The organism is Citrobacter sp. RHBSTW-00887, from assembly GCF_013728095.1.
GTDB lineage: Bacteria > Pseudomonadota > Gammaproteobacteria > Enterobacterales > Enterobacteriaceae > Citrobacter > Citrobacter braakii.
In genome coordinates this window covers 2,977,644-2,995,425 of record NZ_CP056267.1, presented here as the reverse complement: position 1 = coordinate 2,995,425, position 17,782 = coordinate 2,977,644, and the positions used below count along the sequence as shown (strand labels likewise).

Below are 17,782 nucleotides of genomic sequence, written 5' to 3'. Positions count from 1 at the left end.
TCGTGTGGATGATGACGTGGTGCGTCATTATCGACAGTAGGGAAAATTGACTGAAAATAGTGTGCGACAGAGGGAGGGCTGTTTTCGACGGGGAAATCTGTTTTCATTGCCAACAATCTTGCAAAAAAAACGTCCCGGGAATGCCTGGTTTATCAGCAATAATCAGACGGTGCGTACCAGAGGAAAAAACGGGAACACAAAGACAGTGAAAATAATTGCGAAATGCATCATGTTTTTAATCGCATCTGCGCTGAATTTGTTTCTTATATGTAAATTATTAATGCAGACTTAATAACATTTATTCTTTTTGATTATTATAAAACGCAAATAATCAATGGCAGCAATGTACCAAAGCAAAAGGTGTCATCTTGCAGACGGCGCAAATAATTTTGTTTCGCCGGGAAGGAATAACGTTGTATAACGTCATTATCGTTTTTATTTTCCGATATTAATAATCCCAAAATTGCTGCCTTTAGGTGGAGGTTGTCATGTATCAACGCTGCTTTGATAATGCCGTGGAGACCCTTTTTGAACAGGGGAAAACCCCGAGATTCTCGCGATTCGTCATCAGTGATGACCCTAACTGGGAGTCGGGTCATCACGTTCACGATAATGAAACAGAGCTTATTTATGTCAAAAAAGGGGTCGCAAGATTAATTATCGATTCGTCGCTGTATGTCGCGCATGCCGGGGATATCGTGGTGATAGAGCAAGGGCGACTCCATGCGGTTGCTTCGGATAGTAGCGCACCTGCAACGACTTACACCTGCGCGCTCTACGGTTTTCGTTTCAACGGCTGGCAGGATAATCAGCTATTGCAGATGCACTCGTGTCCGGTGATTAGCGTTACTCAGGGGAAGGAGGTTATTAAGAGTATCTTTAATGAGTTGGGGGTTATGCTCCCCCAGAGCAAAAATAACCTGACATCTTCAGCCTACGACGCTTTTGCTTATGCTCTAACCGTTTTATTTTACGAAAACTTTAAAAATGCCTATCGTTCTGAGCAAGGTTATATTAAAAAAGATGTCTTAATTAAAGATGTGCTGGTTTATTTAAATAATAACTTCCGTGAAAAAATTACTCTCGATCAGTTATCCAAAAAATTCCGGGCCAGCGTGAGTTATATCTGCCATGAATTTACTAAGGAGTATCGAATTTCGCCGATCAATTATGTGATTCAGCGACGAATGACCGAGGCGAAATTTGCCCTGACGAATACGGAAGCTTCGTTAGCGGAAATCTCCTGGCGAGTAGGGTATGAAAATGTCGATCACTTTGCCAAACTCTTTCAGCGGCATGTAGGTTGTACCCCCAGTGATTATCGCAAGCAGTTTAAAAATAATCTGGTTGAGCAGGAATGCTTGATGCCAGAGGTCTGATTATCCTGGCTCGTGCCGGAAAACGCTTATGCGCTATCCGGCACGGATTACCGCTTACTTATTCTGATAATTTTTCAGGATTTGGCGTCCGGCGACGTAAATCATAATTTCGTCGGTGCCGCCGCCAATGCGCTCGCAGCGAACATCGCGCCAGAATCGGGAAACTCGCGCTTCATCGGTGTAACCCAGCCCGCCCATGATCTGAATGGCGTCATCAATCACTTCCATTGCCGTGCGGGCGCAGTACAGTTTTGCCAACGCCGCGCTGGTCCGCAGCGACTGTTCCTGATCGGCCTGCCAGGCCACTTTCAACACCATATTGCGCATGTTTTCAATTTTAATCGCCATCAGCGCCAGTTTTTCCTGGATCATCTGGTTATGGCCAATCGGTTTACCAAATGCGATGCGCTGGTTAGCGTAACGGGCGGCATCTTCGAAGGCGCACTCGGCGAAACCGGTACTACGCGCGGCGTTGATCAACCGTTCCATCTCAAAGTTGTACATGACGTTGAGGAAGCCCATGCCTTCTTCGCCGACCATATCGCTTTCGTCTACTTCAACATCATCAAGATAAACTTCGCAGGTGCTGAGCATGTGCCAGCCGATTTTATGCAGAGGATTAACCTTAATGCCGGGTTTCTTCGAATCCACCCACCACAGCGTAAAGGCTTTCTTCGGATCTTTCGGCTCCGGATCGCGAGCCAGTACCAGCATATAAGGATACTCTTTAGCGCCGGTGATAAAGGTTTTTTGTCCGTTGAGATATACCTTGCCGTTTTTGCGGGTGTAGCTGGTGGTGGCGCTGTTATTGTCTGAACCTGCTCCCGGTTCGGTTAATGCCAGCGCATAAGCCGGATCGCCCGTTTCCATGGTGCTTTCTGCCGTTTTACGTAACTGCTCGGCGGAGCCAAAACGACGCATACTGTGAATGCACTGACCGTTCGTGATTAAAAAAGCGGGTGCGCCACATTTGGAAACTTCCATCAGTGCCAGCATCTGCGTGACGTAATCTGCCGGGATACCGCCGAACTCTTCCGGAACGCCCAGCATTGAAATACCGTTGTCCGCAAGGGCGCGCATAAACTCTTTCGGATAGGTCGCCGTCTGATCGCAGGTACGGAAATATTCCTCCGGGAAATTGCTGGTAATCAGTTCGCGAATGCTGGCAAGCAGCAGCTCTTGTTCTTCAGTTAATGAAAAATCCATCAGGGTACTCCTTTTAATTGGCGGCATCGGGCAATATAAAACCCATCGAAGCATCGATAAATAATCTTTCGTCCATCAGTTTCAGTTCCGGAGAAATAACCGGAGGGAAATCCATTTTGTCCAGAATGTCTTCCTGCAAAGAGACTCCTGGCGCAATTTCGACTAAATGAAGGCCATCTTCTTTTAACGTAAATACAGCGCGCTCGGTGATGTAACGGACATCCAGTCCGCGCTCGAGTGCAATTTTTCCGCTGAAAGTGACTTCTGGTAATTCGTTGACGAATTTTTTCACCCGGCCTTCCTGCACGATATTTAATTTGCCATTGGCAACTTCCGTTTTCAGGCTTCCGGCAGTTAACGTGCCGCAAAATATTATTTTCTTCGAGGTGGCGCTAATATCGATAAAACCGCCGGTCCCCATAATTTTGCCATTGAATTTATGTACGCCGACATTGCCGTGGCGATCCACTTCGGCGAAGCTTAAATAGCATACATCCAGCCCGCCGCCGTGGTAGAAGTCAAACTGGGAGGTCATATCCAGAATCGCGCGGGTGTTGACGTTGGCACCAAAAGCGATGCCCTGGGAGGTAATTCCGCCAATCGGGCCGGTCTCGACCGTCAGAATAAAGTCGTCAGCGCAGCCTTCTTCGCGAGCAACGAGACCAATACCATCGGCGATACCCACGCCAACGTTGCCGACCGCGCCTTTACGCATTTCGAACAGAGCGCGTCGGGCCACCAGTTTACGCTGATTGAGCGGCAGGGCAGTCTGCTGGCTGTCATCAAGGACAAAATCGCCCGAGATAAAGCGGTTAACCGGCGCGCCGCCGTACAATTGAGTTTGATCGGGATCGATGACCACAATATCGACCAGATAGCCCGGAATACGCACGGCTTTTGGGTGCAGTGTGGCTTTCTTCACCATTTTTTGCACCTGCATCATGACGATGCCGCCGTTGTTGTGAACGGCCTGAGCAATCACCAACGCGTCGAGATACATAACTTCATCTTCAAACGTGGCGTAACCTTCGCTGTCGCAGGTGGTGGCGCGAATAAAGGCGATGTTTGGCGCAATGGCTTTGTAATAGAGGTACTCTTTGTTATCAATTTCCACCAGCTTGATCAGATCTTCAGTGGTTACTTCATTCAGCTTTCCGCCCTGTTGGCGGGGATCGACAAATGTTCCGATACCGATCTCACTCAGAATACCCGGCTGGTGGGCTGCCGAGGCACGCAGGGTCTGGGTTAATACGCCCTGAGGATAGTTATAGGCGGCAATTTTATTCTGTTCAGCGAGGTCGGAAATTCGTGGTGATTGTCCCCAGTGGCCGCATAATGCCCATTTGACTAAACCTTCTTGTGCTAACGGGCTAATTCCACGGTCAGCACGGTCACCTAATCCCGTTGGGCTAATCAATGATAAGTTTCGGGGTGAGTGTGCGTTTTTATATTTTTCAGCCAGCGCATTAATTAATGTTGTTGCTTCGAGAATACCGCCGCCTGCGCCTAATACGCAGAGCGTTGCCTCATCAGGAATATAATTAATGGCATCCGCTGCGGATAATACGGGGACCCGACCATCAATGCGTTTTGGTCTTGATAATTTCATGTGAACTCCAGATTATATGCGTGCGACTACCTGTCGCTATATTCGACAATAATAATGTGAGTTATTTAATAATGTCCGGCCATCTGCCCGATATTCGTGATTAAGCGAATATCTGGGGCAGGGCATTACTGATATTAATATGGATAAACGGTACTATTATGCCTGATGCAATATGGTCAAAACGGTACGTAGGTCGGTGACCGAAATTTGCCCAGGGGCAGAGGCTTTTTTCACCGCACCAAAGGTTGCCGCTGAACCGAAAACCTCACCGGACAGACGTGAAATCACCCCTGTTTTGGCCATCGACATAGTAATGATCGGGCGATCGGCATAGCGTTCCTGCATTTCCAGAGTTGCGCCAAGCAGAGTCAATACATCCGTCTTGTTTTGCGGCATCAGGGCGATTTTCGGGATATCAGCGCCAAGCTCCTGCATTTTACGCAGGCGCAGGACAATCTCTTGTGCCGCTGGCGTCTTATGGAAATCATGATTCGACATAATGACGGCGACATTTTTTGCATGTGCATATTCGACGGTGGCTTTAATCAGTTCGTCACCGGTGAAAAGCTCCAGGTCAATCATATCGACCAGACCGCTATCTACCGCCGCACGGTTTAGCGCAATATAGTTTTCGACAGCCAGCGCCTGTTCACCACCTTCTTTGGCACTACGGAAGGTGAACAGCAGCGGTTTGTCAGCCATCACATCGCGGATGGCGCGTGCAGCTTCCAGTACGGCATCAACGGAGGACACCTCGGTGAAATGGTCAACGCGCCATTCCAGAATGTCGAAATCCGCCTCGCGATAGGCCAGCGCTTCGCTTTTTACCGTTGCGATGTCTTTACCCATCAGTGAGACAATGATCTTCGGCGCACCCTCGCCAATGACGAGGTTTTTTACGGTTACGGTTTTCATCGATTACCCTTTAAATATTTTACAAATGCTTGCTCATCAGGCTGCAAAACCCATAACCTGTTTCACATACTCAAGAGGGAAATCTTTCCCGGTCCAGAGTTTGAACTGTTCAGCCCCTTGCCATAACAACATGCCGTAACCATCAATCGTTTTGCAACCGGCAAGTTGTGCCTGTTGCAATAATTTGGTCATATGCGGGTTGTAGACGCATTCAGTCACCAGCAGATCCGGGCGTAGCAGGGAAACGTCGGTCACCAGAGATTCGTTCTCCAGCGGCTTCATTCCCACTTTCGTACCGTTAGTCAGAATATCCGCGCTTGCCAGTGCGTCCGCAAAAGCCTGTCGATCGTCGAGATCGATAACGGTGACCACGCAATCGGTATTTTCATTAACACGTTTGGCGAATTCCTGCGCTTTGGCAAAGAACTCATCTTGACGGTTAAAGAGTTTGATTTCTTTGATGCCTTCAATCGCTGCCTGGGCGCCAATGGCCGTTGACGCGCCGCCTGCGCCCAACAGTACCATGGTTTTACCCCTGATATCGAAACCGCTTTCCTTGATGGCGCGAATATGCCCCGTGCCATCAGTATTGTAGCCGCGCAGGTAACCATCATCATTGACGATAGTATTAATCGCGCCGACCAGTTTGGCTGCAGGCGTTAATTCATCAACATATTCACATGCCAGTTGCTTGTTGGGCATTGAGACTCCGGTACCGCGCATCTTTAAAGCCTTCAGCCCGGCAATCGCATTAGCAAACGTGGAGTTATCGACTTCAAATGCCATGTAGGTAAAAGGTAATCCCGCTTTTTCTAATGCCTTATTTTGCATTTCAGGCGACAAGCTGTGTCTGATAGGGTAGGCCATCAGACCAATCAGTTCATATTTTGCAGTTACGTCCATTTGATACTCCTTCTAAGCAATTTATTGAAAATAACGTTCGCCCAACCGCACATCATTTTTGGGAATATCAAATACGCGGTAGTAACGAATAAAGACGATGATGGCGGTGATGAAGGCCAGCAAAGCAAATGCGAGGTCCAGCAAAATGATGTACTGCAGGCCAATGTTTGAAAGGTATCCGGTGATTAATGGGATAATAAAGTTGGCTACGCCCCCCATCATCATATAAATACTGGTGACCTTGGCTTTGCTCCTGGGGAAAAACTCTGACATCACCGAAACGCCGAGCTGTAAAATACCGCCTGCGGCAGAAAACCCGATAAGAAATGAACCGGCGTTACACACCAATGGGGATGGATATAAATAGATAACCGCTGCGGTGAGGGTTGCCAGCCCGGCGTTAAATACATTCGCCCAAATGGGTCGAACCATTTTCTTGAGCAGTGCAGCAAAAATAAACACGCAGACCAGCGAACCCATACTGTAGTAAGAGATGGTTTTCAGCGCGTCGGCTTCTGCCATGCCGGCAAATGCCATCGCGTATTTCGGCATCCAGACCACGATGACGTAAAAGGTCGAGAATGCGGCCACCCCAAACATAACGGAGGCTACGCCTTCCAGCCAGACCAGCGGTTTACTGTTCATCTGTGGTAGCTCTTTTGCAATGCCCGCATCCACCATCTGGCTGGGGAAACGGCTTTTGAGCAGCATCAACGTTATGATGACGAACAGTATCCCTGGGATAATGACTGCATAGCCATACCAGATATGGTTGAGCAGCATGGTGCTGACGACGATGGGGTAGATCATCTGCCCGAATGAGACCATCGCTTTAACCAGGATAACCGCTGACCCAGATGCCTTAGGGAAGCATTCCATCAAAGCCGGATAGCCACCTGTATCCAGGGCCGAGTTAGCGACGCCGACACAAACAGCGAGAATAAAGGCAATCATCAGATTCGGGCTGGCGGGAATGCCGAAGAAAAACAGCATGTACAGAATAGCACCTAACAGAATGATAGCCCGTCTACCAAATTTATCTGAGAGCACGCCAAAGAATAAAATACTCACCAGGCGACCAAGACCAATGCCGGAAATTAAATAGGCTATCCCAGCATTGTCGGTGGAGAATTTTTCTGCAAGAGAACTCATGTTTTGCGCCAGTGTAATGACGCTAATGCCGTGTAAAAAATAACTTAAATAAATACAGATTATCGCCAAAAGAAATGGCGTATTAAAGGTCTTATTTTGAGACATGTTCACAACTCCTTGCGGATTTTAAAATTGTTCTGTGCTCGTCGATATTTTTTAAATTGCGGCGACCTTGTGATTAATATACCGGGGTGCTGATATTGTGCCTACATAGCATGGCGTTTAAGTTACCAGGTATGTTGCATGCTCAACTGTGAAACTTAATTCTTTCAACCAACATTTTGCTGAAGTTTTAAAACCGCGACCAATTATTTTGCAGCGGGGGAGAACAATATTGCATCCGCGTTATTTTACGACCGTCGCCATGTTTAGTTGCTGCTTTGTCGCGATACGGCTGCGATAGCCAATAAACAATGCTAACAGGAAGCCTACCGCAGCTATGCCGGTATCAAACCACATGATGTGAGCAATGCTGGTCTGCGAGAGTCTTGCCGTTATCAGTGGGATGGTGAAGGTCGCAATGCTGCCCGCGCTGTAGTAAATCCCGGTAGCTTTGCCCTTCGCATCGGGAAAGCGTGCGGCCATCAGCGTTAAACCGATTTGTACAACGCCTCCGGCTGAAGAGAAACCGATGACAAATGCGAAGACGATCACCATGTAGATCGACGGATGCAGGCAAACCATCAGCAAGGCGATAAATGAGATAAAGGTGTACAGCATTAACAGAGAGGTTGCGCGCCCCGTCTTTCGTGCCAGTGGCGCGGTGATCAACACACACAGTAGAGAACCGCAGGTGTAAATGCTTAACAGCTTGATCGATAAGGTGTAGGACATCCCGGCGACAAACTGTCCGTACTGTGCCAACCACTGGCTTATCAGATAAAATGTCGCCATGGCGATGTAGCCGTACAGAGTGTAACTGGCGAGATCGAGAAGAGAACAACGATGTTCAGATTGTATGCTTTTCTGTTCAACGGGTAATGCCTTGAGGGGGGCTTGATGCCCAGGATGGGCCGGGAATCGACAGCGAAACAAAAATACGCCATTGATTAGCATTACCGCGGCCGCCACAAGGAAGGACCAGCCAAACCAAAGTTCTGCCCACACCAGCAGACTGATAATCATCGGCAGCAGAAACTGACCGATGGAAACAAACGCTTTAATTAAGATATTAGCCGTGCCGGGAGAGCGGGGAAACGCCTCCATCAGGCTGGGGTAAGTTCCGGCGTCAAGAAAACTGTTTGCCATTCCGGCTAAAAATCCAAAAGCATAGGCAATATAAATGCTGTGAGTATTGATGATGCCTACAAAGAACAGCAGGTAGCAGACCATACCGAAAATAATAAACGGTCTGCGGCCATAGCGATCGGAAAGCATGCCCGCCACCAATAACACGCTTAAACGGCCAATGCCGAGTGAGGAAATAACAATTGAGACGCCTGCGGCATCGGTGTGCCACTGTTGTTCCAGTGAAGACATATTGAGGCTCATCAGAATGACCCCCATGCCGTGTACCAAGTAATTAAAGTACAGCCCTATCGCAGTGGAGAAATAGGTGTTTTTCATAATATGTTACTCAGCGAAAAGGCTAAATGAGTGTGGCGCTGCGGTCTCTTAACACAAACGCTCAAGGTCGTGGGCATACAGTTCAACAGCGGCCGATTGATAGATTTTCCAGTCGAGAAAATCATCGTGCTGATAAACCGCCTGAAAAGAGATCAGATCGGGAAAGAAACGCATGGTGTTATTACCGATACGGTTATTTATTTTTTCGATAATGGCGTTAATTCTTAACTTTCGTCTGGCTTTCATTTCTGCACAAATGCGCGTGATGTCTTCCGGGATTTCCCTTTCGCCATTCTCCCATTGTTGCCAGGCGGCAACATTGTGATCCCGCGAGATATACATAGCGCTTTCTTCTACCGTCATAGCAAAAATATGGCGGATAGCCTGGAGTTCCAATGCGTTCATTATTTGATCACCTCATAAAAGACGGTGGAATAGTAATAACATTGCTGTGGATATTTCGGCTTGAAGAGAGTCACAGTATCTTGTGCAATATTATTTGTTTATCAACGGGGAAGAGCGGATCTGTGGTGCGGTAAGGTTGGTGGCGAGGCGCGCGAAGGACAAAAAAAAGCCCATCGTGGGAGATGGGCAAAGACTACACACAGCAATTCGTTGTTTCACTCAGGGGATTTCCATGCTTATAAATCAATGTGTTGATCTAAAGCCATGGGCTAATAGTAGGCATACTGGTTTTTTACGTCGATCAGATTCATCTCAATAGTTTAAAAACTGTAAATAATTTGCGAAGCAAATGAGTATTTAAAGAAGGATAACGTTGGGTCTTATTCAGTAAGCGGGCGGAATTGATTAGTATTGTTAAATAATCAGGCGGCGGTGCCGCCTGACGTGGGATTACTTATTGCGTTCGATTTCAGCAATTTCTTCGAGGATTTCGTCGGGATCGCTACCTGGCGCAGGGGCTTCGTTTACCCAGGCGGAGAACAGACGCCAGGACACGGCCAGTACCACCGGGCCGATAAACAGACCAATCATGCCGAAGGCAATCAGTCCGCCGATGACCCCTGAGAGAATCAGGATCAGTGGCAAATCGGCCCCCATGCGAATCAGCATCGGGCGAATAACGTTATCCAGCGTTCCGACCACGCCGCTCCACACCAGCAGCACCGTGCCCCAGGTTGAATCGCCCGTCCAGTACAGCCAGATAATGGCCGGGACCAGGACCGGCAATGGCCCCAGTTGCACCAGACAAGACAGGATCATCAATACCGCCAGCAGCGTGGCGTACGGCACGCCGGTTACCGCCAGACCAATACCACCGAGCACTGCCTGCACCAGCGCGGTGACCACAACCCCTAATGCGACGGCGCGAATGGCTTGTGCTGCCAGCAGAATGGCGGCATCGCCACGTTTGGATGCCAGGCGACAAGCGAAGTGGCGAATACCTAACGCTACCTGTTCACCGCGCCAGTACAGCAGGGCGCTGAACAGCAGCATCAGACCACAGTGCATCATAAAGCGGCCAAGATGTGCAGCCTGGCCAACAAACCAGGTCGTCGTCGTGCCGATATAAGGACGAACCTTGGCCATGATGGCCGCGCCACCCATATCCAGCAGACTGTGCCAAGCGGCATACAATTTGGCGCCGACCAACGGAATACTGTTCAGCCACGCCAGATCCGGCAGGGTCATATCGCCTGCGGTTACGGCATGGATCAATGGCCCGCTGCCATCAACAATGCTATTGACCAGTAGCGCGATAGGAATGATGAACAACAGCACCAGCAGCAGGGTCATCACCAGCACGGCCAGCGAGCGACGGCCCCAGAGCAATTTTTGTAAGCGTAGCAGGATCGGCCAGGTCGCAATGACCACCGTCCCCGCCCATGCAAAACCGAGGATAAAGGGCTGAACAATCCAAAGACAGGCCACAATCATGACGGCTAAAAACAGCGCCGATAGCAGCACTTGTGCAATATCCTTGGGCTGGCGGAAATTTACCATAAATACTTTTCACCTTTGTCTTTGCGCCAGAACGTTGACGCGACGTGAACACTTAAATGACACCCTGTAATGATGAGCAATTTCAGCGGTTTTTAACAGGCGGATTCTGCCTGTAAATCTGCTGAGCGTATTAGAAAAAAATGTGATACAACAAACAAAGCAACACGCAAACGATTAAATTCACAACACAGACCGCAGGAAAGGGTCACTATAATGATTCCACAAATTTCTCAGGCGCCAGGTGTCGTTCAACTGGTGCTCAATTTTTTGCAGGCACTGGAGCAGCAAGGATTTACGGGCGATACGGCAACGAGCTATGCCGATCGTCTGACAATGTCGACGGATAACAGTATTTATCAGCTGCTTCCTGATGCTGTCGTATTCCCTCGTTCAACCGCAGATGTGGCGCTCATTGCTCGTCTGGCGGCGGAACCTCTTTTCTCTTCGTTGATTTTTACCCCACGCGGCGGCGGCACCGGGACCAACGGTCAGGCGCTGAATCAGGGCATTATTGTTGATATGTCCCGCTATATGAGCCGCATCATTGAAATCAATGCGCAGGAAGGTTGGGTGCGGGTCGAAGCCGGGGTGATAAAAGACCAGCTCAACCAGTTTCTGAAGCCTTACGGCTATTTCTTTGCCCCCGAGTTATCCACCAGTAACCGGGCAACGCTGGGTGGGATGATCAATACCGACGCATCCGGACAAGGCTCGTTGGTTTACGGTAAAACCTCCGATCACGTGCTGGGTATCCGCGCGGTGCTGATGGGCGGCGATATTCTTGATACCCAGCCAATGCCGGTCGAACTTGCCCAAACGCTGGGTAATAGCAACACCACTATTGGCCGCATTTACAAGACGGTTTATGAGCGTTGCCGCGACAACCGACAGCTGATCATTGATAAATTCCCGAAACTTAATCGCTTCCTGACCGGTTACGATCTGCGGCACGTCTTTAACGATGAGATGACCGAATTTGATTTAACCCGCATTCTTACTGGCTCTGAAGGTACGCTGGCGTTTATCACCGAAGCCCGTCTGGATATCACGCCACTACCCAAAGTCAGACAACTGGTTAACGTTAAGTACGACTCTTTCGACTCGGCATTGCGTAATGCCCCGGTGATGGTGGAAGCGCGCGCGCTGTCGGTAGAAACCGTCGACTCCAAAGTGCTTAACCTGGCACGGGAAGATATTGTCTGGCACTCGGTAAGTGAATTGATTACCGATGTGGCGGATAAAGAGATGCTGGGTCTGAATATTGTGGAGTTTGCCGGTGACGATGAAGCATTGATTGATTCGCAAGTCAGCGCACTGTGCGAACGGCTGGATGGCTTAATCGCGCGTCAGGAAGCGGGTGTTATAGGCTGGCAGCTATGTACCGAGCTGGCAGGCGTCGAGCGCATTTACGCGATGCGTAAAAAAGCTGTCGGTCTGCTGGGGAATGCGAAAGGGGCCGCGAAGCCGATTCCGTTTGCTGAAGATACCTGCGTTCCGCCGGAACATCTGGCTGACTATATTGCCGAGTTCCGTGCTCTGCTCGATAGCCACGGCCTGAGTTACGGCATGTTTGGTCACGTGGATGCAGGTGTGCTGCACGTCAGACCGGCGCTGGATATGTGCGACCCGCAGCAGGAAGTGCTGATGAAACGCATTTCTGACGATGTTGTCGCGCTGACGGCAAAATATGGCGGTCTGCTGTGGGGCGAGCACGGAAAAGGTTTTCGTGCAGAATATAGCCCGGCGTTCTTCGGTGAGGAACTGTATCGCGAACTGCGTAAAGTGAAATCGGTGTTTGATCCGCAAAACCGGCTCAATCCTGGCAAAATCTGTCCACCGGAAGATGTTGATGCGCCGATGATGAAAGTGGACGCGGTGAAGCGCGGAACGTATGACCGTCAGATCCCGCTGGCCGTACGCCAGGAGTGGCGTGGGGCGATGGAGTGTAACGGCAACGGGTTATGCTTTAACTTTGATGCGAAAAGCCCGATGTGTCCGTCGATGAAAATCAGCCTCAACCGTATCCATTCACCGAAAGGGCGAGCTACGCTGGTGCGTGAATGGCTGCGTCTGTTGGCAGATCGCGGGATTGACCCGCTACAGCTGGAAAAAGAGCTACCGGAAAAACGTGCCAGTTTACGTACGCTGATTGCCCGTACCCGCAATAGCTGGCATGCGCGCAAAGGCGAATACGATTTCTCGCACGAAGTGAAAGAAGCAATGTCGGGTTGTCTGGCGTGTAAAGCCTGTTCCACACAGTGCCCGATTAAAATCGATGTGCCGGAGTTCCGCTCACGCTTCCTGCAGTTGTATCACACGCGTTATCTGCGGCCGTTGCGCGATCACATGGTGGCGACCGTTGAGAGTTATGCGCCGTTAATGGCGCGGGCGCCCAACACGTTTAACTTCTTCATCAACCAGCCGCTGGTGCGTAATCTGGCTAAAAAGCACATCGGCATGGTCGACTTACCGCTGCTGTCTGCGCCGTCGCTTCAACGTCAGCTGGTTGGTCATCGTTCCGCCAATATGACGCTGGAACAGCTCGAATTACTCAGCCTTGAGCAAAAAGCCCGTACGGTGCTGGTGGTGCAGGATCCGTTCACCAGCTATTACGATGCACAGGTGGTGGCTGATTTTATACGTCTGGTTGAAAAGCTGGGTTTGCAGCCAGTACTGTTGCCGTTCTCGCCAAACGGCAAGGCCCAGCATATTAAGGGCTTTTTAAACCGTTTTGCAAAAACCGCAAAGAAAACATCTGAGTTTCTCAATCGGGTGGCGAAGCTGAATATTCCGATGGTGGGTGTCGATCCGGCGCTGGTGCTTTGCTATCGCGATGAATACAAACTGGCGCTCGGGGAACAGCGGGGCGATTTCCATGTGTTACTCGCCAACGAATGGTTATCGACAGTTGTGGAGTCACAGCCGCCAGTCGCTGTGGGCGGTGAACCGTGGTACTTCTTTGGACACTGTACCGAAGTGACGGCCCTGCCGGGCGCGCCTGCTCAGTGGGCGGCTATTTTTGCCCGCTTTGGCGCAAAGCTGGAGAACATCAGCGTAGGGTGCTGTGGCATGGCGGGCACCTATGGCCACGAAGTGAAGAATCATCAGAACTCACTGGGGATCTATGAGCTATCATGGCACCAGGCAATGCAACGATTGCCGCGTAACCGTTGTCTGGCTACCGGATACTCCTGTCGCAGTCAGGTTAAACGCGTTGAAGGCACGGGCGTTCGCCATCCATTACAGGCACTGCTGGAGATTATAGGATGATCTGGAAACGTGAAGTCACACTCGAAGCGCTCAACGCCATGGGTGAAGGAAATATGGTTGGGCTGCTTGATATTCGTTTTGTGCACATTGGCGATGACACGCTGGAAGCCACAATGCCGGTAGACCACCGTACTAAACAACCATTTGGTTTGCTGCACGGCGGCGCGTCCGTGGTGTTGGCTGAGAGCATTGGTTCGGTGGCTGGCTACCTGTGTACTCAGGGTGAGCAAAAAGTGGTGGGCCTGGAGGTCAACGCCAACCATATCCGCTCGGCGCGGGAAGGGCGAGTCAGAGGGGTATGTCGCGCGGTGCATACCGGCTCTCGTCATCAGGTATGGCAAATCGAAATCTTCGATGAGCAGGGACGATTGTGCTGCACGTCGCGTCTGACGACAGCAATTTTGTGATGCATATTGCTTTTGGTCATTATCTGCACAGGGAATGGTGTTATACTGTGCAGGTTTTGAACACAAGCGAGGATGATATGTCTACCCAATTAGACCCGGCCCAACTGGCAATAGAGTTTTTACGTCGTGATAAAACCGATCTTTCACCAGCTCAGTACCTGAAAAGACTGAAACAGTTGGAGCTGGAGTTCGCGGATTTATTGACGCTTTCTTCGACTGAACTTAAAGAAGAGATCTATTTTGCCTGGCGCATGGGCGTTCATTGATTCCGGTATGCTTATCGTAATGAAACCCCGACACGCGTTCGGGGTTATTTTTTGCGTTAAATCTCAATCACCACTTCATCTCACCAGTATTAACCTTCGCACTTAGCTCCAGAGAACTTGCGTCTGCAAGACCTGGCCATGCCGCGGTGATGGTTTTAATCACATAATCCGAACCTTTCTTCGCCCCTAACGCCTGCTCAAACGATTGCAGATAGTCCTGTGTGAAGCGAATCGCTTTATCGCCCGCAGGGCGTTCGCCGATGTAATGCCCTGGGACCACCTGGGTGGGTTGTAACTTCTGCATTTCGCTCAGTACGCTACGCCACGCGCTACGCTGTTCTGCAGATTGCGTATCCGCCGTCCAGACGTGTATACCAGACGCCACGCCGGTACCGCCAATAATGGCACGGTTCGCCGGGATCCAGACATAGGCTGCATAATCATTAGGGTGGCGCAGTTCCAGCGCTTCACCATCAACTGTGAAATGCGTTTGCGTTGTTGCTTGCGGAACAGTGAGCGATGTTGGCGCGCCATCCTTCATTTGCGGACCCCAGAATTGCAGTTTGGCCTCTTTGGTGGCACGGATATGCTCTACTACGTGCGGTGTTGCCAGGACTTTTACCTGTGGGAAGGCTTTGACGATAGGCTGCAGTCCGAAATAGAAATCCGGATCGCCGGAGGTGATCACGATGGCCTTCAGCGTTTTACCGCTGGCGCGAATCATCTGCACCAGCTGTTCACCATCTTTAGTACTGAACTGTGCGTCAAACAATATTGCTTCTTTCGGTCCTGAAACCAGCGTTGAAGAGACCGGGAAAATAGCCTTGTCCTGTGGATTGTAGACGTCCAGCTGTAGCGTCGCGGCAAAGGCTGAAGAGGCGAACAGAGGTAACAGCAGGGCCAGCGTTTTAACTTTCATGCCAGGTATCCTTGTGCAGGGAATTGTCTTTTGATAGTTCCTGTATTTTAAGGAAATTCGGATCTGTTAGAATTCCCTTATTAGGACATGCTGAGTTTCATAAAACGATCGGATGGGATGCAATGGACAGAGTGATGGCGGCAACGGTATTCAACCATATCTGTGATTTGGGCAGTCTGAGCGCCGCCGCGCGTGCGCTGGGGCTTTCCCGTCCGATGGTCAGTCGTTACCTCGACGAGATGGAAAAATGGGCGGGTGCAAGACTTATCCATCGCTCGTCGCGCCGTCTGACGATCACGCCAGCGGGTGAAGAGGCATTAGTGAAAACGCGTTCTCTGGCGCAGCTTTCGCTGGATATTGGAGCCGCCAGCGCCGCGCAAACTCCCTCTGGCACGCTACGTGTGGCCTGTGCGCATTTTACAGCTATGCATATTTTAGCGCCGGTACTGCCCGCGTTTCTGACGAAGTATCCGCAACTGCGTATCGAGGTGGAGATCAATAATCAACCGGTAAGCCTCGTGGGAGAACGCATTGATGTGGCGATCCGTATAACGGAAAACCCTGAACCTGGAACTATCGCCCGTCGCCTTGGCGACTGTAAATCGGTACTGTGCGCGTCTGTAGAGTACCTGCATCAACATGGCACTCCTGAGACTATCGACGACCTTACGCAGCATAATTGTCTGTACTACAGCGGGTTTGCCGGAAAATCCTGGCACTTTCTGGATGCCCAGGGGCGGGCTGCCGCTGTTGCGATTAAAGGCAATTTGAGCGCCGGGATCTCTTCGTTGCTCTGTGAGTCGGCGTTGGCGGGAACGGGCATTGCGCTGGTGCCGGAACTGGAGGCGCGGGAAGGGCTGGCACAGGGAAAGCTGGTTAGACTCTTGCCCGAGCTTCAACCAAAAAGCCTGCCAATTTATGGTTTATATCTTTCGCGGGAGCATCAGCCTGCAGGACTGCGCCTGTTGCTGGACGCGCTCAGTGAAAAACAGCGCCTAATAATTGATTGAATACGCTTATAAAATAGTCAAATCGCAATTTGTGTTAAACAAAACATATCCGGAAGTGAGATTATTCTTATCGCCCCTTCAAGAGCTAAGCCATCGTGAGTGCCGGAGATAAGCGCCGGATGGGGCCGGAACCCTTAAGCCTGCCAGCAAGCAGCCTTAAGGGTTTTTTGTTGTCTTCACGTAGTGCCTGAACGGGATTGTACCTACTTGCCGTGAGTCTGCAGACCGATGTTGTCAAAAAATAGCCGTGGTGACATTTAAGTTTAAAGAATCATAACCGCTTTATATCGCACAGAGAATGCAGAACAGACCCTTTGGTAAATCATTACTGTGTGCGCTGTTCTGGTCACCGTGAAACGTTAACCGGGTTTAAATAATGGTAGAGAATCTTGTTTTCAATTATAAAAATCAGACACAGATTCACTATCGATTCAAACCAGCCTCCAGAGATTGTCGGCATTTGTTGATTGTCATGTCTGGATTTAATATCCCGGATGCTACCATCTATGACTTTGTCATGCTTGACCATTGCCATTCTGCAATTCTATGGATTAAAGATGATTTTGGCGGTCTGCCAGCTTATTACTTGTGTAATAAAATGAATTTCGATATTGAGCAGGGGGTTAGTCTACTTATGCAGGGGGTGATTGATTTTGTGAAACCCACTAACACGACTATTCTTGGTGCTTCCAAAGGCGGGTCGATGTCGATGTATTACGGCATTAAGCACAACATTCGGAACATCATTACAGCAGTCCCCCAGTTTTACATCGGTAGCTATGTTGTAAAAGGATATTGGACGCACGTCGGACAAGAGATGATGGGCACCATCTCGCCAGCGAATATTAATAAGCTGGATAATATGCTGCTGGATGTTATCTACAGAGATAAACATAAAACTGCGAATATCTATCTTTTCACCTCACCAAATGATAAACAGTTTCCTGTTGAGATTGCGCCAAATTTAGCACTGTTGCAGGAATATAATCATTTCAATCTTGTGGAAACCAGTTCATCCTTTGCAACCGAACATAATCAAATAACACGATATAACTTAAATGTTATTTTATCCATCATCTATCAGCTTGAAAATAATATAACCCCTGCCTACGGGCGAGTGAAAAATGGCAATGGGTGGTTAGCCAGCCGTTAACTTTTTTCCGTTCACCGCTCTGCGAATCTCATCTCTGATAACTCCCTGGTTAGGTATAGCCT

15 protein-coding genes and 1 other RNA gene are annotated in these 17,782 nt (G+C 49.7%); 6 read left to right on the top strand and 10 right to left on the bottom strand.

From position 1 onward, the window contains the following. Nucleotides 1-488: 488 nt before the first annotated feature. On the top strand, nucleotides 489-1,379 hold the full coding sequence (locus HV314_RS14275) for an AraC family transcriptional regulator (RefSeq protein WP_016152891.1): 891 nt from the start codon (nucleotides 489-491) through the stop codon (nucleotides 1,377-1,379). 54 nt (nucleotides 1,380-1,433) lie between these two features. Here HV314_RS14275 and HV314_RS14270 read toward each other — a convergent pair whose 3' ends face one another. From HV314_RS14270 to ydiK, 9 genes are all read right to left on the bottom strand, one after another. After that, on the bottom strand, nucleotides 1,434-2,585 hold the full coding sequence (locus tag HV314_RS14270) for an acyl-CoA dehydrogenase (protein ID WP_181545901.1): 1,152 nt from the start codon (nucleotides 2,583-2,585) through the stop codon (nucleotides 1,434-1,436). A gap of 13 nt (nucleotides 2,586-2,598) precedes the next feature. After that, nucleotides 2,599-4,194: an acyl CoA:acetate/3-ketoacid CoA transferase gene (locus HV314_RS14265; RefSeq protein WP_046274671.1), complete on the bottom strand. Its 1,596-nt coding sequence runs from the start codon at nucleotides 4,192-4,194 to the stop codon at nucleotides 2,599-2,601. Between the two features lie 156 nt (nucleotides 4,195-4,350). Further along, nucleotides 4,351-5,109: a type I 3-dehydroquinate dehydratase gene (gene aroD, locus HV314_RS14260; RefSeq protein ID WP_047500321.1), complete on the bottom strand. Its 759-nt coding sequence runs from the start codon at nucleotides 5,107-5,109 to the stop codon at nucleotides 4,351-4,353. A 36-nt stretch (nucleotides 5,110-5,145) separates the two neighbouring features. Beyond that, nucleotides 5,146-6,012 (bottom strand): quinate/shikimate dehydrogenase, encoded by an 867-nt coding sequence (ydiB, locus tag HV314_RS14255; protein WP_016156358.1) that lies wholly within the window; start codon nucleotides 6,010-6,012, stop codon nucleotides 5,146-5,148. A gap of 21 nt (nucleotides 6,013-6,033) precedes the next feature. Continuing rightward, entirely contained in the window at nucleotides 6,034-7,269 is a 1,236-nt protein-coding gene (locus HV314_RS14250; RefSeq protein ID WP_104651778.1) for an MFS transporter, read from the bottom strand. A 240-nt stretch (nucleotides 7,270-7,509) separates the two neighbouring features. Next, nucleotides 7,510-8,730, bottom strand: coding sequence for an MFS transporter (locus HV314_RS14245; protein ID WP_049040475.1), 1,221 nt, complete (start codon nucleotides 8,728-8,730; stop codon nucleotides 7,510-7,512). A 48-nt stretch (nucleotides 8,731-8,778) separates the two neighbouring features. Beyond that, nucleotides 8,779-9,135, bottom strand: coding sequence for a YdiL family protein (locus tag HV314_RS14240; RefSeq protein WP_016156361.1), 357 nt, complete (start codon nucleotides 9,133-9,135; stop codon nucleotides 8,779-8,781). A 158-nt stretch (nucleotides 9,136-9,293) separates the two neighbouring features. Beyond that, nucleotides 9,294-9,401, bottom strand: an RNA gene (gene rprA / locus HV314_RS14235) — antisense sRNA RprA. Between the two features lie 184 nt (nucleotides 9,402-9,585). Next, complete coding sequence (ydiK, locus tag HV314_RS14230) at nucleotides 9,586-10,695, bottom strand: AI-2E family transporter YdiK (protein WP_016156362.1); 1,110 nt, start codon at nucleotides 10,693-10,695, stop codon at nucleotides 9,586-9,588. A gap of 213 nt (nucleotides 10,696-10,908) precedes the next feature. Between ydiK and ydiJ the strand changes: the two genes are divergently transcribed. The 3 genes from ydiJ to HV314_RS14215 all read left to right on the top strand — a co-directional run bounded on the left by ydiJ (nucleotide 10,909) and on the right by HV314_RS14215 (nucleotide 14,638). Then, a complete protein-coding gene (ydiJ, locus tag HV314_RS14225) occupies nucleotides 10,909-13,965 on the top strand; it encodes a D-2-hydroxyglutarate dehydrogenase YdiJ (protein WP_019076678.1) in 3,057 nt (1,018 codons plus the stop codon). Further along, entirely contained in the window at nucleotides 13,962-14,372 is a 411-nt protein-coding gene (gene menI, locus HV314_RS14220) for a 1,4-dihydroxy-2-naphthoyl-CoA hydrolase (RefSeq protein ID WP_016152900.1), read from the top strand. The genes ydiJ and menI overlap by 4 nt, the downstream gene beginning before the upstream one ends. Nucleotides 14,373-14,449: 77 nt before the next feature. Further along, nucleotides 14,450-14,638 carry a YdiH family protein gene (locus HV314_RS14215; RefSeq protein ID WP_029139522.1) on the top strand — a complete coding sequence of 63 codons (189 nt, stop codon included), beginning with the start codon at nucleotides 14,450-14,452 and terminating at the stop codon, nucleotides 14,636-14,638. A 67-nt stretch (nucleotides 14,639-14,705) separates the two neighbouring features. On the opposite strand, the gene HV314_RS14210 is transcribed toward HV314_RS14215, so the two are convergent. Continuing rightward, a complete protein-coding gene (locus tag HV314_RS14210; protein ID WP_181545900.1) occupies nucleotides 14,706-15,557 on the bottom strand; it encodes a Vmh family MBL fold metallo-hydrolase in 852 nt (283 codons plus the stop codon). A gap of 122 nt (nucleotides 15,558-15,679) precedes the next feature. On the opposite strand from HV314_RS14210, the gene HV314_RS14205 reads away from it, so the two are divergent. Both HV314_RS14205 and HV314_RS14200 read left to right on the top strand, forming a co-directional pair. Further along, nucleotides 15,680-16,567, top strand: a complete 888-nt coding sequence (locus HV314_RS14205; RefSeq protein ID WP_016156365.1) for a LysR family transcriptional regulator — start codon at nucleotides 15,680-15,682, stop codon at nucleotides 16,565-16,567. Between the two features lie 376 nt (nucleotides 16,568-16,943). Continuing rightward, nucleotides 16,944-17,720 carry a hypothetical protein gene (locus HV314_RS14200; RefSeq protein WP_181545898.1) on the top strand — a complete coding sequence of 259 codons (777 nt, stop codon included), beginning with the start codon at nucleotides 16,944-16,946 and terminating at the stop codon, nucleotides 17,718-17,720. The last annotated feature ends 62 nt before the right edge of the window (nucleotides 17,721-17,782 follow it).

Coding starts and splice junctions, on each gene's coding strand:
- HV314_RS14250 (WP_104651778.1), bottom strand. CDS start 7,269: ATGTCTCAAAATAAGACCTTTAATACGCCATTTCTTTTGGCGATAATC.
- HV314_RS14210 (WP_181545900.1), bottom strand. CDS start 15,557: ATGAAAGTTAAAACGCTGGCCCTGCTGTTACCTCTGTTCGCCTCTTCA.
- HV314_RS14245 (WP_049040475.1), bottom strand. CDS start 8,730: ATGAAAAACACCTATTTCTCCACTGCGATAGGGCTGTACTTTAATTAC.
- HV314_RS14205 (WP_016156365.1), top strand. CDS start 15,680: ATGGACAGAGTGATGGCGGCAACGGTATTCAACCATATCTGTGATTTG.
- HV314_RS14275 (WP_016152891.1), top strand. CDS start 489: ATGTATCAACGCTGCTTTGATAATGCCGTGGAGACCCTTTTTGAACAG.
- aroD (WP_047500321.1), bottom strand. CDS start 5,109: ATGAAAACCGTAACCGTAAAAAACCTCGTCATTGGCGAGGGTGCGCCG.
- HV314_RS14215 (WP_029139522.1), top strand. CDS start 14,450: ATGTCTACCCAATTAGACCCGGCCCAACTGGCAATAGAGTTTTTACGT.
- HV314_RS14200 (WP_181545898.1), top strand. CDS start 16,944: ATGGTAGAGAATCTTGTTTTCAATTATAAAAATCAGACACAGATTCAC.
- menI (WP_016152900.1), top strand. CDS start 13,962: ATGATCTGGAAACGTGAAGTCACACTCGAAGCGCTCAACGCCATGGGT.
- ydiJ (WP_019076678.1), top strand. CDS start 10,909: ATGATTCCACAAATTTCTCAGGCGCCAGGTGTCGTTCAACTGGTGCTC.
- ydiK (WP_016156362.1), bottom strand. CDS start 10,695: ATGGTAAATTTCCGCCAGCCCAAGGATATTGCACAAGTGCTGCTATCG.
- HV314_RS14270 (WP_181545901.1), bottom strand. CDS start 2,585: ATGGATTTTTCATTAACTGAAGAACAAGAGCTGCTGCTTGCCAGCATT.
- HV314_RS14240 (WP_016156361.1), bottom strand. CDS start 9,135: ATGAACGCATTGGAACTCCAGGCTATCCGCCATATTTTTGCTATGACG.
- HV314_RS14265 (WP_046274671.1), bottom strand. CDS start 4,194: ATGAAATTATCAAGACCAAAACGCATTGATGGTCGGGTCCCCGTATTA.
- ydiB (WP_016156358.1), bottom strand. CDS start 6,012: ATGGACGTAACTGCAAAATATGAACTGATTGGTCTGATGGCCTACCCT.